This window comes from Paenibacillus cucumis (ex Kampfer et al. 2016), assembly GCF_019748695.1.
Classification (GTDB): Bacteria; Bacillota; Bacilli; order Paenibacillales; family Paenibacillaceae; genus Paenibacillus; species Paenibacillus polysaccharolyticus.
In genome coordinates, this window is the sequence record NZ_JACLIC010000034.1 from 1 (window position 1) to 16,089 (window position 16,089).

Consider the following 16,089-nt stretch of genomic DNA (forward strand, 5'->3'; position numbering starts at 1 on the left):
TGGGCTTGACTAAAACGTTCATAGCAACGATCTCCAGTGAGCTTATTTCATCGAAAAACCTAAAAAACAGTCCTCATTGAAGCAAAATAAGCCAAATAACGTTTCTGGTGATCGTTAGAAAATTGGAATGGCTAAATCCGCCTAAATAAGGCTCCTCCTGATCGTTAGCGCTCGTCGCAGCATTCACATCACGCACACCCCTACCATTGCGTTGCTTTTCCTTGAACTTAATTAGTTTGGTTCCAGATCCGAGAACATTTTCCCGTTTTTACCGTAGTTATCTTTCTCCAAATCCTCTATGAAAATAAAGACCTTACTCGCTTCCAAACCCAGCGTATCGCAAGCAACCTCGGTCATTCGTTCGATCAACTGGCGCTTCTGCTCCTTCGTTTTGCCTTCCAGCATCTTCACTGTAATAAATGGCATGATCTACACACATCCTTTCTTCATAGCTATTATGAACCTGAGGTTCAAAAATTCAAGTACGCACTTTTTGGTGCCCTTCCATCCCGTCAGCAGAATACCCTTCTCGAAATAAGATCAAAACATGGTATGATATCGTTACAAACTCATCAAAAGGGATATCCTACCAATAAGATTCCATTTTGAAAGGCTGAAGGAGATGTCACCATCCCGCAAAGCACAAAGACATTCTGGAGTGCCTGATATCCTGAATGTGATGTGATCCAATGATAACGTTACACTTGTACAGTCTGGCAGATCATATTCAACCTATATATTACCCATAAAGGAGCGATTTCACTTGAAAGATATATTGATTCAGAGACTCAGCACATATGTACAAATGGATACCCAATCCGATGAAAATAGTGACACCTGTCCATCCACGCCCGGACAACTGGCGCTGGGCAAGCTTCTTGTCGAAGAATGTACCTCCATCGGACTGCAAGAAGTCACGATGGATGAGAATGGCTATGTCATGGCAACACTTCCGTCCAATACGGACAAGGATGTGCCTGTCATTGGATTCCTCGCCCATCTCGACACTGCTACTGACTTTACCGGTAAAAATGTAAAACCACAGGTTGTCGAGAACTATGATGGCTCTGATCTCGTGCTGAACCAGGAGCTGGACGTTATTTTGTCCACTAAGGACTTCCCTGAACTCCATGAGTACAAAGGACATACGCTGATTACCACCGATGGTACAACGTTGCTCGGTGCAGATAATAAAGCAGGGATTGCCGAGATCATGACGGCGATGGCATACCTGATCGAGCACCCGGAAGTGAAACACGGCAAGATTCGGGTTGCTTTTACTCCCGATGAAGAGATCGGCCGTGGGCCGCACAAGTTTGATGTCGCTGCCTTTGGTGCTAAATACGCCTACACTGTAGACGGCGGGCCGCTGGGGGAACTGGAGTATGAGAGTTTCAACGCAGCAGGGGCCAAGATTACGGTACGCGGTACGAATGTGCATCCCGGTACGGCAAAAGGCAAAATGGTGAATTCACTCAAAATTGCAATGGAGTTAAACGGACGGCTACCTGTAGAGGAAGCACCGGAATCTACCGAAGGTTACGAAGGCTTCTACCACTTGCTGGCGATGGAAGGTGATGTAGAGCTGACGAAGATGCACTATATTATTCGTGATTTTGATCGGGAGAAGTTTGAAGCACGCAAAACCAACCTGTTAAACATTACGGGCGAACTGAAAGCGAAGTATGGAGATAAAAGCGTTACGGTGGAGATGAACGACCAGTACTACAATATGCGTGAAAAGATTGAGCCCGTTCGCCAGATCGTGGATATCGCGCACGAAGCCATGACCAAGCTGGGTATCGAGCCTATCATTCGTCCAATTCGGGGAGGAACAGACGGCTCCCAGCTCTCCTACATGGGCATGCCAACACCGAATATCTTCACAGGTGGGGAAAACTATCACGGCAAGTTCGAATATGTATCGGTAGATAATATGGTCAAGGCCACACAGGTTATTGTGGAGATTGCACAATTATTTGAGCAACACGGGAATGTCTGATCGAAGCAGACGGGATCAAGGTTGATTCATACAGAATAGACAGAACGCAAAAGAGCACCTTCTTCGTTGAAGGGTGCTCTTTGTAGTATCACTTCACTCGTACACATTCCCTCCTGCAATCTCTCGTAGTTCTTCCACGTTCTGAATGACGATTTTACGCCCCACTTTGCGAATAATATCTCGTCTGCACAAGTCCTGAATAACCCGATTGAGATGCCTGTAGCTGGTACCCAGCAAATCAGCAAGTTCCGTCAATTTGGATGTCTGAATCTCCTCTGATGCAGCTGTATCCTGATCAGCCGTAGATAACATATAGCTGGCAAATCTGCTTTCAACAGGATAGAGCATGTTCAGGCTCGACAGATTCGAGAACGTGTACAGCTTGTGTGTCACCTGACTCAGCATAAAATGGAGGAATTTCGGATTCTCGGCATACGTATTCTGAATGACACGGTAGCTGATGGCGAGTAACAAACTGCGATTCACGGACTGCACGATATTGTTCGCTTCTTTTCCATTCACAAGCTCCAAGTCACCCACAAGGGCGAGTGGTGTACTGAATCTGAGCAACAGTGACTTGCCATTCGGCAGTGTTGTGAAGATTTTTAGCTTACCTTCAACGAGAAAATATAAACGTTCAGGACGTTCTCCTTTTTCACAAATAATCTCGCCCTTCTCCGCCTCAAGCAGACGCAGCTCGGCAATTAACGTTTCGTCCAACACCTGATCCAATCCATGCTCCCGGACAAGTTGTCGCATAAGCTCAAAGTTCAACACTTCCTTCATCCAAACCACCTCCAATGTGATCTCCTTGCTATACAAAGTGGACACATGTCCTATATTTCAATCAAATTAGCAACGAATAATTGGCATAAAAACAGTTACAACTAGAACTAATATCCAAGAAAACGCACCACATGGGAAAAAGTTGGATTATCATTTGGAAAATAGTTCGATTTTCATGCAATCAAGCATTCAGGATATCCGATTTTTGTCCGATGAACAATAGAGGTTCTGCAAATTTTCCAATTCACTTTACATTTAAATATTGAGAGGATGATTGAGTTCCATGAGTAACATAAACATTGTTGACGCACTGTTAAAATCCTTGCCTTACATTAGCCTGATCCTGCGGGAGCCAGCAAGCTTGACCGTGTATGACCACGAGAAAGTATTAGATGTGATTATGACAGAGAAGTTCAATCTTGGATTTGAAAAAGGCATGAAACTTATCGATTCCTATCAAAACTTCGCTGTTCTGAAAAATGGTCGGGAAGCCACACTCTCTACATTGCCCAAAGAAGTGTTTGGAGTAGAACTGGATACGCTGAACGTTCCCATCTTTGATGATAATAATAACGTTGTGGCTGTATTCTGTGTATCCTATGACCAATCCAATCAGAACCAACTGGAGGATATCATCCAAGAGAATCAAGACATCAATGCAAACCTTGTTGACATGGTGCAGCATGTCGCAGCTCATGCCGAAGAATTGCAGGCTACCAGTGAGCAGATTTTGGAGAACACACGACTGGCTGTACAGAACTCATCCCAAATTAACAAGGTTGCTGGTTTCATTCGTGAAATCTCCGAACAAACCAACCTGCTTGGCTTGAACGCTGCAATCGAAGCTGCCCGTGTAGGCGAAGCCGGTGCCGGATTTGGTGTCGTGGCATCCGAAGTACGTAAACTCTCCGTTGATGCGAAACAAGCAACGACCGATATTGATGCCAGCTTGAAAGACGTACAACAAGTGATTCAGCAGATGGAGGTTGAAGTATCCCAGATCGCTGCCTCCTCGCAAGAACAGGCAAATCTGGTTGCATCCTTCACCGATGTCATCGAGAAGCTCAATGATACGGGTGCACGCATGAAAGCTCTATCCGAACAACTGATCAGCTATTCCGTCCAAAAGTAACATAAGAAATAAGAGCAAATCATACACGAACGATCCGCATAAAAACCTTACTGATAGATTGAGGTATGTAATAAACAGGACTTGGAATGCCATCATGGTAGTCCAAGTCCTGTTTTATAGTGCGTTATAACAAGCTTTATTCGTTTGTTGACACTTTGGACGCGCCAAGGATGACATCAATCTAAATCATAAACAATCTTATCCTGTTGCATCCAGCTTTCCTGCACCTGTTACTTCCTCTTCCGACTCCCAGCATTCAATCTCGCCCGGAATATGTATCCGGTCACGAGTGAATACAGGATCACGTCCCTCTGCCTTCTGCCGCTTGTAATCCTTCAAGGCTTCGAAGGTGACTTTGGACAACATCAAGATGGCAATCAAGTTCACGACAACCATCAGACCCATGAACAGGTCAGCCAAATCCCACACTAGTTGCACCTTCGCTACCGCACCAAATACCACCATGCTAATGACAGCAACGCGATACACCCAGAGCCAAACTTTGTTAGACTTAATGAATTCAATGTTTGTTTCACCGTAATAATAATTACCAATCAACGTGCTGAAGGCAAACAAAAATACCATCACCGCCAGGAAGCCTGAAGCCCACGAACCGATGTGTACACTGAGCGCAGCTTGAGTCAGCTCAATACCACCTAGATCCGAACCCTGATATACCCCGGATAACAAAATAATCATAGCCGTACTTGTACATATAACTAGTGTATCTGTCAAAACACCAAAGGCTTGGATCAGACCTTGTTTGACCGGATGGGATGTATCTGCCGTTGCCGCAGCATTCGGCGCACTACCCATACCGGCTTCATTCGAGAATAGTCCACGTTTAACACCATTCATCAGCGCAGCACCCAGTGTCCCGCCAGCGACCTGTTCGACGCCGAAGGCATTTTTCACAATCAACGCAATCATGGCTGGAAGTTCTGTGATGTTTGCGAGCACGATAAATGCAGCCACCCCAATATACAGCACTGCGAGCACAACCACGATATATTCTGATGCTTTCGCGATCCGTTTAACCCCGCCCATAATGATACCTGCAAAAACAACTGCCATAATAATGCCAACCGTTAAGCGATCTGTTCCAAAGGAGTTTTGGAAGGCCACTGTAATGGTGTTGGACTGTACAGCGTTAAAGACTAAGCCGAACGAAAGGGTGATCAGGATAGCAAAAAGAACCCCCATCCATCGTTTTCCAAGCCCACGTTCCATATAATAGGCCGGTCCTCCGCGGAATCCGCCTTTATCTTTAACTTTGTAGATCTGAGCCAGTGTGCTCTCGACGAAGCTCGAAGCCGATCCGATGATCGCAATAACCCACATCCAGAAAACAGCACCAGGTCCACCAAGGGCTATAGCTAGTGCGATCCCTGTAATGTTTCCCGTACCCACACGTGCGGCCATACTGATACAGAAGGCTTGAAATGGGGAGATTTTACCCGGTTCCTTGCTCTTTGGCTCTCTGAGCACCTTGACCATATCACCGATCATACGGAATTGCATGAATTTCGTTTTTGTTGTGAAATAGACTCCGCAGACGACCAGCAGAATGATTAACAGTTTAGACCAGAGAAAATCATTGAAAAGAACGACAACATCTTGTATTGTTTGCTCCATCGATACGCCCCTTATTATGATGTATTATTAAAAAAGACTACTACATTCGTTTCTTATCCCAGCCCTGTGTCTGACCGAGTGCCGTGCTTAAAACAACTGAAAATTTGCAACATTTTACACAACGACAGGTTCAGACTGATGCATGTTACTTATACTACAAGTGCATCTACCGAAATAGACAAATACCTACATGATTTCTGGACATTTTTTTTGAAAATGCGCCTCTCTCATCCAGTCATTGTCATCTAACCTTACATGTGAGCTTCTATGCAGATTTGCGTTTGGGAAGTATGATAGGAGAGATGTCTCAGGATACGGAGATAAGCATGATGAAAATAAAACAGGATTTTATGGCGAGACAAACGGCCGTTTAAATAAAGCTTTTTTAGGGAAATACCGTGATGAATTGGAAAGGACGTGAACAATTTGCGTTATTTTATCGTGGATGATGATCCAAGCGTGCGTTCCATGCTAATGGACATTATTGAAGATGAAGGATTGGGTGACATTGCCGGGGAAGCCGAGGATGGAGCCCATATTCATGCCGAATTGCTGGAACTACATAAGGTGGATGTCCTGCTAATCGATCTGCTGATGCCGCATCAAGACGGGATACAGACCGTACGTGCACTTGAAGGAAAGTTCAAAGGCAAGATCGTGATGATCTCCCAGATTGAGTCCAAAAATATGATTGGAGAAGCCTACTCCTTAGGCATTGAGTATTATATTACGAAACCGATTAACCGGCTGGAGATTCTATCCGTGCTTCGCCTTGTGGAAGAGAGATTGCGGATGCAGCAGTCTATAGCGGATATTCAGCGTACACTGCAAGGACTGACGGGTCTACAGACAGGTGAGCGCAAGCAGGTGCAGGCTCCGGACAAAACCATTACTACCACAGGTCATTTTCTGTTGTCCGAGATGGGCATGATCGGGGAGGCTGGCAGCCGAGATCTACTGGACATGCTGGAATATCTCGAACAACTAGAGACGGAGGAACATAAGCTATCACCTTACACCTTCCCTTCGCTCAAAGACATCTTCCAGCAAGTAGCTCAGCGTAAACTAGGAGAGACTGCATCGGCTGCAGACATTACCAAAGAGGTGAAAGCATCGGAACAGCGGGTGCGCAGAGCCATTTTTCAGACACTAAGTCATGTGGTGTCTCTTGGATTGACAGACTATACCCATCCAAAATTCGAGAACTACGCCTCTAAATTTTTTGATTTTACAGAGATTCGCAAAAAAATGCTCGAACTGCAAAACAACGTGGAGCCCTCGCTTTCCCAAACCCGCATCAATACGAAAAAATTCGTGCAGGTGTTGTACCTGGAAGCCAAGCGCATGCTTCATTAAACCAAAAAGGGCATGAATGATCCACCTCCAAAGCTCCCTCACGGTAATGTGAGGTTAGCCCTGACGGCGATCTTCATGCCCTTCCTTGATTGGGGTTGATGTGTTACTCTGTTCGCCCAAACCATACAAGTTCATATCATGATACATTGTTGCAATATATAGTTGCATTCCCGTTCTGTTCACTTTCACGTGCGTGTCTGATTCCGGGATACTCGATTATACTCATTAATCAATTCATCTAGTGCCATCGACTGCCGAATGACTTCAGGATGTCCAAGCCTTCCCTTATTATGCTCCACCAGTTTATGAAGGTTATGCCTGGCTTTTTCTATTTTGTTTTTCAAATCCAAACTCATAACCATGGCCCCTGATACCTCCTTCATTTGTGTTCCATTGTAGTGTTTCCTGTCAATCTATAGTTGGATTAACATATGGCATAGGAGACATGGATGTTTTGTATGCTTCTCCAAAATTTGAAAGGGCTAATTTCATTCTAATAGAGATTGGTGAAAAATACCAGATGTAACGCCATGTTGTCACATTCTTCCCACTCTATACGCAGCATTTGTTTATACTCTTCACGCCCGAAAAGGCTTTGTGTCATAATTGTGTATTTTATAAAAATAAACCAAAATGCACCCCTCCAATCTCGAACCCCATGGTTGGTGTCCTTCTGAGAATGGAGAGATGCTCTCGGTTATCTCTTATTCATGTCGGATGAAGCTGTCCTGTCTGTTATGCTGACGTATATTTATACATTGGATATCTGTTATTAAATTTGGAATATTAGTTCGTAACTTTCACTTGTATTGTTTCACTTGTTGTCTTCCCATGATCATTGACCCATTCCACTACATATTCATAATCACCGACGGCACGATCTTTGATCTCAACCTTGGCTGTCTGCGCATGAGGAGAAGATGCCGTCAACGGCTGGCTGTCAATCTCCGTACCATTCTCATACAATCGGTATGATGTGGCATTCGTGCCCCACCACATATTCATTGTGATTGTATAGTTGCCATCTCCATCCCAATTGTCGTGGGATAGCTCCGGCTGAGATGGTTCAGCATTGCGAACGGTTATCGTGAGCGGTTGACATTCCGTTTTACCTTTTGCGTTCGTTAGCTCACACGTATATATATAGGTACCATTGGCCCGACCTTGAATGGAAGTGGATGCCTTCTGCGCTGCAGGGGTAGATGCAGATAACTTCTGACGATCTAGCAGTTCTCCGTTCTCATACAGCTTATACTCCGTACCATTGTTCCCCCACCACATGTTCATCGTCACCGTGTAGGTTCCATCACTAAGCCCGTTTCCGTGACCGTTATTGTCAGATAGAACAGGCACTCCAGGTGCACCAGTAACCTGATCCCCAGCCACCACCGTTATCTCAACGGTTGTCTCAGCAATCAGTCCCGCACCATTCTCCGCACGAGCTGTAAAGATATGCTTACCAACAAGCCCAGCCAGCACAATCTCATCCCCTGACTGCACAGTCTCGCCATCCCAAGTCAGCTCCAGATGTGTAATACCCGATTCAGGGTCTTCAGCCTTCACCTTCACTTGAAGCACATCATCCTCGCTCATCTGCTCCGCTGGCATGCCTGTAATGACTGGAGGTGTGGTGTCTTCCGGCTCTTGCGGGCCACCCACATAGCGAATATTCGGAGCCTTCGGCTGTTCCATGCCTGCACCGAGATAAAAGCTTGTGTGTGGAGGCTGGTTATAAGCAACATTTTGCCATGCTACGCCAAGACGATAGACTGGATCATGCATCAACGTACGAAGACGAACATCGGTCTCATCGGTTGTGATATAGATCCGCAGCTCGGAGCTGTCTTGACTGCGCCAAATCACTTCCTCACGCCAGTCGCCAAATAAATCAGCTTGTAAGCTTGGATTGGCTTTGGTTCCATTGTTGGAAGCAGCTCCTGTTGCTGTCAGCAGGTTAACCGTAGTCTGATTCTCGTAGTCCCACTTGTCGATTCGAATACCATCCTGCAGTTCACGCAACAGATCGCCGTCCCACCAAATTCCAAAGTTTGTGGAGGAAGGAATCTTCGTTGTGATCAATTCTCCCTTGGCACTATACAGCCCGGTAATCGGAATATGCTGTTCATTGGTAATCGTAGCCGCCCATACCTCAGCTCCCGGATAGTTTGGATCGATATCAGCTGCCATACCGCGCCCCGTGTCCATCCCCGTAAACACTCCCCAAAGCACTTCACCTGTGGCTGCATCTCTCATCTCCATGCCATATTTCGAGCTTCGGTCCTCATGTACCCCGAATACCTCCATCCCCGGACGGGTTGGATCAAGGTCACTCAGATGCATCGCATCTCCATGTCCCAGTCTTGTGTTGTAAAGTGGCTTACCGTCGTCATCAATTGCCATTGCTCCGAATGTAATCTCATCTTTGCCATCACCGTCCACATCACCTACGGATAGGTTGTGATTCCCTTGACCTGCATAGGAACCGTAACCCTCATCGTTCGAGTCAAAACGCCATACCTGACTGAGCTTACCATCCTGAAAATTGTAAGAAGCAAGTACTGTACGCGTGTAATACCCGCGGCTAAACATCGCACTCGGATGCTCTCCGTCCAGATAGGCAACAGCCGCAAGGAAGCGGTCTACACGGTTTCCGTATCCATCCCCCCATGCAGCAACGTCTCCGCGTGGCGGATCATACTTCACTGTATCCAGTGCCGCCCCGGTCTCTCCATCAAATACGGTTAGAAACTCATCACCCAGAAGTACATAACCGGAGCTGTTACGATGATCTGCATTCGCATCCCCGATGACTTTCCCTTGTCCGTCAACGGTTCCGTCTGCGGTCTTCATCATCAGTTCAGCCCGGCCATCTCCATCAAAATCATAGACCAGAAACGGTGAGTAATGTGCCCCTGCCCGAATATTCGGCCCCATATTGATCCGCCAGAGACGGGTTCCGTCCAGCTTGTAGGCATCCATATATACAATGCCGGTAATTCCGGCCTGAGAATTATCCTTACCGTTATTCGGCGACCACATGAGCACGATCTCGTACTCGCCATCCCCATCGACATCCCCGACACTGGCATCTCCTGCATAGTAGGAATACGGCTGCCCGTCTTTGGTATACGCATCGGCAGGTTTCTGCAGCGGCACAGACAGGTATTGCTCCTGCCATACACCGAACTCTTTCGTCGCCGGCTTCTCTATTCCATTTTCTACCGTCGTAACACGGTATTTAGAACTGTCCGTACCTTCGGCATCCGTATAGTTCGTGCTGCCCGTCAGCGGCTCTGCGTTCAGCTTCACATCATCACGATACAGATTGAAAGCAATCGAATCCGTATCCAGCCCCAGCATGCGCCAGCCAATGTAGTTTCCCTTCTCCGTTTTCACCGCAACCGGTGCACGATCCAAATACTCCATTGCCCGGTTCAGCGTTGTAGCTACCGGAGTTTCAAGCACGCTGGACAGCTCGGATACGCCACCTGCATTCACTGAGGCCACTTTATAGTAATAAGGAACCGTACTGAGAATGGTGGAATCCTTAAACGAAGTTTCCTTGGTCCGACCAATCATCTCATAAGGCCCATTCTGGCTTTTGGAACGGTAAATTTGGTAAAATCGTGCACCAGCAGCTTCATGCCATGTGAAAGAAACATCGTTTTTCCGGATCTCTTGTAACGCCAGCCCGGTAGGTGCTTCTGCTTTCGTTACACTTGGATCAATCGTAGATACATTCAGCGCATTGGACGCGAGCGATTCCGTTCCCGTCTGATCCACCGCTGTTACCGTGTATACATAATCCATGCCAAGTTCAATCTGATTATCCGTATAGGCTGGCTCATCAACTGTGGAGAGCAATTCTGATTTAGTTGCTCCCGCAGATTGCCGATAGACCTTGTACTGAACATCTCCAGCAGCCGCCTCCCACGACAACACTGCACGGATCGGATCACTGTTCAGATCGAGTTCATTCAGTTGAAGCCCGGATGGAGACATAAAGGTTGGTGTGATCTCCAATCCATTGAGATGTGCGGTCTGTCCACTGAACACCAGATTCATCTGGCCATCCTGCACTTGAACATCGTTGATAACCTTCTCAGCTATATTTTGGGCACCCGAGGATACGGTCCCGTGGTCCTTGCCCTCGATATTGATATTCGTTCGTGCGGAGCCGATCCAGTCTCCAATGTAAGCCTTAACGGAATAACTGCCGTTAGGTAAATCCACCTTGAATTCATAACTTCCGCCAAAATAAATGACAAAATCGCGGCGCAGCGCATCCGTGGCATTGCCACGATCCCGATCCGCCATATTCGCCGAAGAGGTCAGGCCGTAGCCCCGCTCCGGCGTGTATAAGGTATTCCTTGTCACCTCGTTATAACCTTCCGCGACTGGAGAGCCAACGGGGCCAAAATCGTATCGATATGCAGCCGACTTCGTGGTGAAGCTCACCTCGTCCGAAGGCTCGGATTCGCCTCGACCATTCACGGCAGTGACACGTACCGTATAGGTTTCACCTTCGGTAAGGCCAGATAAGTTCATGGTTGGAACCGTTGCTGTTCCGGCTAGCGTATACGCAGATGCTGGCTCGGAAGACAGCTTGCGATAGATTTTATAGATATCTGCTGCATCATCTGCTGTCCATTTCAATACAGCACCGGCATTACTGATACTGCCAGCTTTCAGATCGTTTGGCTTCACTGGAACCTCGGCAGGCACTTCAGCATCTTTCACGGCATCGGCCAGTGGAATATCAAGTTCACGCACCGCACCAGCAACCATTCTTGCGATCTGAATGGCACCGTACTCCTGAAAATGCGTATTGTCAGCAACTCCGTTAGGGAACGCCTGATAAATACCCGGTGCAACATGCAGGAACACCGACAGTGTAGCCTCAGGCCCAATCGAGTCATAATATTCGATGCTGAGTTTGCTCAGATCAATTAGTAGCACATTGTTTTCGGACGCTACTTCTTTGGCTGCCTGAACATATTCAGGGAAGGAAACATTGAATTTACCCGTACTTGCATTGAAGTCCCTGCGTCCCATCGGCGTTACCAGAATCGGCGTTGCCCCCCGTTGCCGCACACCGTCTATGTAGGTTTTCAGATAGATTTTGTAATCGGCCGGGGAAGCGTAGCGGTCAGGCACACTGATGGTCGCATCATTATGTCCGAACTGTACAAATAGATAGTCTCCTGGACGGATTACTCTCAGAATTTCATCCAGCCGCCCTTGGAAAATAAACGACTTGGAACTGCGTCCACCAATGGAATGATTTTTGATCTCCACGGTATCGTTAAAAAAGGAAGGAAACATCTGCCCCCAGCCCGCTTGCGGCTCCCAATACGGATTGTAGGTCTGCATCGTGGAATCTCCTGCCAGATACAGAACAGGTTTGCTTCCCGCATCACGCTCAGCTTGCTTGGTAATAACCAATGCATTCAGATTCGCAGCGGTACCGGAGAATACCAGATTCATCTGACCATCCACCATCGCGATGTCAAAGTTCATCTCCAGATACTCGCCTGCCGCCTTGCTGTTCAGTTGTACCTTGTTCATGCTTTCTACATCGATGGCGATCTCTGTAGCTCCGGCTGCATCCCCGGCAACAAGCGAAACAGTATAGTCACCGTTCGGCAAATCCACGTTGAATTGTCCACCTGTAGCAAATGTTGCAAAATCAGACTTGATTGGATCACTCGTTCCACGATCCTGCACCGTCACCTTGGATGCATCCGCAAAACCATATCCCCGTTCCGAGGTGTAAACGGCATCCGCTCCCACACCCGTATACCCCTCCGCCACGACTCCTGATCCAAAATCATATCGATAAACGGTTGTTTCCCCAGTATCAACAGCTGAATCCGGTGCTGCCGCACTTACTGCTGTCGTACCATAGAATGCACCCCATCCCAAGCTGGAAATCGTAAATATGAATATCAGCACAATTAAACCGAGTTGCCGCGTCCGTTTTGCAATCATCTACACCCACCCTTTCGTTTCTTCAACATGTTTTTCTGCTGAATTAAATAAAGTAAGCGCTTGCATTTTGTTGATGTACAACCCTCCTACGATTCTTACAACTCTCCCTGTTCCTCTCTGACTCCACGTCCACCTCCCCCTTTCCCACCGCAGTTTATGCCGCCGCTTCCAGGCTCACACCGAACTGCAGATTTGATTTCCCCTCGATACTAACGTTAATGTCCTGGAAATAACATGTAATTATCCGTCTTTTTTCACCACAAACCCGATATATTATCCCCCCATTCAACTGACTGTCACATAAGCAACCGTTTTCCGATGTTTCAGGTAATAATATCCCTTTCCATAACCGGGTCATTCGGTTACAATAGGGCGATATGTGTGTCCGGGTCCGGCGGATGCCAACATGCAGTTTCGAGAATGGCCTACGCAGGCCTATGATTCAGATTTGATATTAATTGGAGGCTTATCAACACCATGCAAACCGAGTCACAGACTAAAGTCAAAATCATAAACGCCGATCCCAGCGCGATGGGATTATTTGGGCTTGCGATTGTAACCCTTGTCGCTTCTTCCCAAAAACTCGGCATTACCGATGGACTTAGCTACGCTATTCCGTGGGCGATCTTCCTGGGTGCTTTCGCCCAACTATTCGCATGTATTCAGGATTCCAAACGCAATAACACTTTCGGCACCACCGCTTTCGGCGCTTATGCCTTCTTCTGGTTCGCCATGGGTGCCAACTGGATGATTAAAATGGGTGTGTTCGGCTCTACACTCGCTGAGCAAACCGATGGCAAGCAGCTTGGATTCGCTTTTGCCGGATACCTGATCTTCACCTTGTTCATGACGATTGGCGCTGTTGAAGCCAATAAAGTATTGCTTATCATTTTCATTCTGATCGATTTCTTGTTCCTTGGTCTGACCTTTGACGCTTTCGGCGTAGCACCACATATCTTCCATACGATCGCTGCATACGCTGAGATGGCGATTGGCATTGTGTCCCTGTATGGTACAGGTGCTTCGGTTCTGAATGCTCACTTCGGTTATACTTTCCTGCCGATCGGCAAACCGTCCGGTATTTTCAGACCTAAGGCTTAATATACAGATTGAAGTCCCACCGCCTGCGCGCCGGTCCGCGCCTGGCGGTTTTTTCGTATTACCTCGTCTCGTACCTCTACATTTGAATATGTTCCTAACCGACACCTATACTATATAAGTTGGACTCAAAGATTTTACACAGCCCACTCCGATGAGAGAATAACCTTACAATCGCTGTTATCCCCAGATTTTTTGATTCCCTTTTCCAAAGGTGAAATCCGGTGATAAAGGCGCAGCCTGTGCTTCCGATGCAGCTTTCTTACAGAAAGCTTGTAGCTTCGCTTTTTCAGGTTTTTTCTCTCTTCTCCGTTAGAGTGTAAATGAATGTTTCAACTTATATAAATAGCAAACCTTTTGAACAAAGAAGAGCCCACAAGAAATGCTGCATTTAGAAATACAATCATAACAGCCATACTGTAAGGAGGAAGAAACATGAGAGAGATACCGAAACCAACGGAGATGGATCAAACGGAGAGAAAGTATGTACGTGAAACGCGCTGCTTCAAAACGGCACGGGTATTCCCGACAGATGTCAACAATCATAACACCTTGTTTGGCGGCAAGTTGATGTCCTACATTGACGATATTGCCTCTATCGCTGCCTCCAAGTTGTGCAGGGTAAATACCGTTACTGCATCAACCGACTCTGTCGATTTTCTGTACCCGATTAATCCTACGGACTCCGTAACACTTGAATCGTTCGCTACGTGGACTGGCCGCAGTTCCATGGAAATTTTCGTGAAGGTTATTCGTGAGGATCTGATAACAGGGGAGAAAAAAATTGCGGCAACAGCCTTCCTGACCTTTGTGGCCCTGGATGAAAATAACCGCAAACTGATCGTGCCCCGTATTATTCCGGAGACTGAAGAGGAGAAAAAGCTGTACGAGACTGCGCCTGACCGCGCAGCTATGCGGAAACAACGGCGGGAAGAGAGCAAAAAGTTCGCTGACTTCCTGACCGTAACATATCCTTGGGAATAAGCACAGAACAGTTTAACCGGAGGATGCCGGATAGATCGATATCGTTCTGCTATCCGGCAACTCTCCTCCCATAGAAACACACCACTGTTGATAGAGCCGGAACGCAGCTCCACTTTCGATATACTGCTTAGACATGTATATACCCTGCTCTATGGAAGGGACACGTCCTGCAACATATAGTCGAAAGCCCGCATTTAACAGCACCTGATTTACAAACGTAAGATGGCCATCCCCGCGTAGTACACTCTCCGCCACCTCAACTTGCCTCGCCGCGGTCCAGATCATATCCGGCACAGGCATATCCAGATCGTAGATTGAAGGATCTACAAGTTCAAGCTTCATCTCACCATCCTCCACAGCATATACACGTGTAGGACGATCAATATAGAGATCCTCCGATCCTTCCATACCTTGAATAACATAAGCACGTTGATACTGAAAACGAGTAAGAAGCTTGGCTATTCGATCCAGAAACGTATTATGAAACACTCCAAAAACAAGATAAGGCGAATGATTATAATCAATCAGCTTCTCGGCTGTATTCAGTACCGTTCGAAAACCTAGTTCTTCCCGTAATGGACGAAGTCTGCGTAACGGCTCACACCAGTCTTCCGCAGAAACATACATTACACCTGTATGGAGAGCAGCACTCCGGGCATTTTCCCGGTCGATCTTCCGTGTATCAATCCCTGCCTCTCTCAATACAACAGACAGCGTAACTCCCCATTTAGGTGGTAAAGGTTCACTACCGTGTAGCGTAACCGGTAAACCCGCTGCCGCCAGTACAAATGCCACAGGGTATGTCGCCATAAATGACTTGGTTCGTCCGTCGTAAGGACCCGCACAATCCAAGCTATCCTGAAATACGGAGAAACGCTCCGCACTGTTCCGGCACGCATGGACAAAGGCTTCCATTTCCTCGACATTCTCCATCTTCATCCGCTCAGCCATAAGAAATGCGGCCGTCTGGGCAGGAGAAACTTGCTGTTTCAATATATTCTCGGCAACGTTCAATGCCTCTGCATAATTCAGATCACGTGAGCCTCGTTTGCCACGCCCTACCTCTCTGAGGATCTGAGACATATCCATAGAGCATCCTCCTTCC

Annotated in this window: 11 protein-coding genes; 5 read left to right on the forward strand and 6 right to left on the reverse strand. The window is 47.0% G+C overall.

Going from position 1 to position 16,089, the window contains the following annotated elements; translation table 11 throughout:
* Positions 1–231: 231 nt before the first annotated feature.
* Positions 232–426: a 2-hydroxymuconate tautomerase gene (gene thmT / locus H7T88_RS20065; RefSeq protein WP_221790007.1), complete on the reverse strand. Its 195-nt coding sequence runs from the start codon at positions 424–426 to the stop codon at positions 232–234.
* A 337-nt stretch (positions 427–763) separates the two neighbouring features.
* Here thmT and pepT point away from each other — a divergent pair, with 337 nt between their 5' ends.
* Positions 764–2,002: a peptidase T gene (pepT, locus tag H7T88_RS20070; RefSeq protein WP_221790008.1), complete on the forward strand. Its 1,239-nt coding sequence runs from the start codon at positions 764–766 to the stop codon at positions 2,000–2,002.
* Positions 2,003–2,095: 93 nt separating this feature from the next.
* Here the strand turns inward: pepT and H7T88_RS20075 are convergent, their stop codons facing one another.
* Complete coding sequence (locus H7T88_RS20075) at positions 2,096–2,788, reverse strand: Crp/Fnr family transcriptional regulator (RefSeq protein WP_090921529.1); 693 nt, start codon at positions 2,786–2,788, stop codon at positions 2,096–2,098.
* Between the two features lie 292 nt (positions 2,789–3,080).
* Here H7T88_RS20075 and H7T88_RS29065 point away from each other — a divergent pair, with 292 nt between their 5' ends.
* A complete protein-coding gene (locus tag H7T88_RS29065; RefSeq protein ID WP_423246149.1) occupies positions 3,081–3,920 on the forward strand; it encodes a methyl-accepting chemotaxis protein in 840 nt (279 codons plus the stop codon).
* Between the two features lie 198 nt (positions 3,921–4,118).
* Here H7T88_RS29065 and H7T88_RS20085 read toward each other — a convergent pair whose 3' ends face one another.
* Positions 4,119–5,555 carry an alanine/glycine:cation symporter family protein gene (locus tag H7T88_RS20085; protein WP_221790010.1) on the reverse strand — a complete coding sequence of 479 codons (1,437 nt, stop codon included), beginning with the start codon at positions 5,553–5,555 and terminating at the stop codon, positions 4,119–4,121.
* Positions 5,556–5,981: 426 nt separating this feature from the next.
* Between H7T88_RS20085 and H7T88_RS20090 the strand changes: the two genes are divergently transcribed.
* Positions 5,982–6,911, forward strand: coding sequence for a response regulator (locus H7T88_RS20090; RefSeq protein ID WP_090921525.1), 930 nt, complete (start codon positions 5,982–5,984; stop codon positions 6,909–6,911).
* 185 nt (positions 6,912–7,096) lie between these two features.
* Here the strand turns inward: H7T88_RS20090 and H7T88_RS20095 are convergent, their stop codons facing one another.
* Complete coding sequence (locus H7T88_RS20095; protein ID WP_090921523.1) at positions 7,097–7,273, reverse strand: aspartyl-phosphate phosphatase Spo0E family protein; 177 nt, start codon at positions 7,271–7,273, stop codon at positions 7,097–7,099.
* Positions 7,274–7,697: 424 nt separating this feature from the next.
* Complete coding sequence (locus tag H7T88_RS29070) at positions 7,698–12,902, reverse strand: rhamnogalacturonan lyase family protein (RefSeq protein WP_221790011.1); 5,205 nt, start codon at positions 12,900–12,902, stop codon at positions 7,698–7,700.
* A 477-nt stretch (positions 12,903–13,379) separates the two neighbouring features.
* Here H7T88_RS29070 and H7T88_RS20105 point away from each other — a divergent pair, with 477 nt between their 5' ends.
* Together H7T88_RS20105 and H7T88_RS20110 are read left to right on the forward strand one after the other, a co-directional pair.
* A complete protein-coding gene (locus tag H7T88_RS20105; protein WP_090921519.1) occupies positions 13,380–14,003 on the forward strand; it encodes an acetate uptake transporter in 624 nt (207 codons plus the stop codon).
* Positions 14,004–14,435: 432 nt separating this feature from the next.
* Positions 14,436–14,984: an acyl-CoA thioesterase gene (locus H7T88_RS20110; protein WP_186809692.1), complete on the forward strand. Its 549-nt coding sequence runs from the start codon at positions 14,436–14,438 to the stop codon at positions 14,982–14,984.
* Positions 14,985–14,996: 12 nt separating this feature from the next.
* Here H7T88_RS20110 and H7T88_RS20115 read toward each other — a convergent pair whose 3' ends face one another.
* Complete coding sequence (locus H7T88_RS20115) at positions 14,997–16,073, reverse strand: anthranilate phosphoribosyltransferase (RefSeq protein WP_090921517.1); 1,077 nt, start codon at positions 16,071–16,073, stop codon at positions 14,997–14,999.
* Positions 16,074–16,089 lie beyond the last annotated feature (16 nt).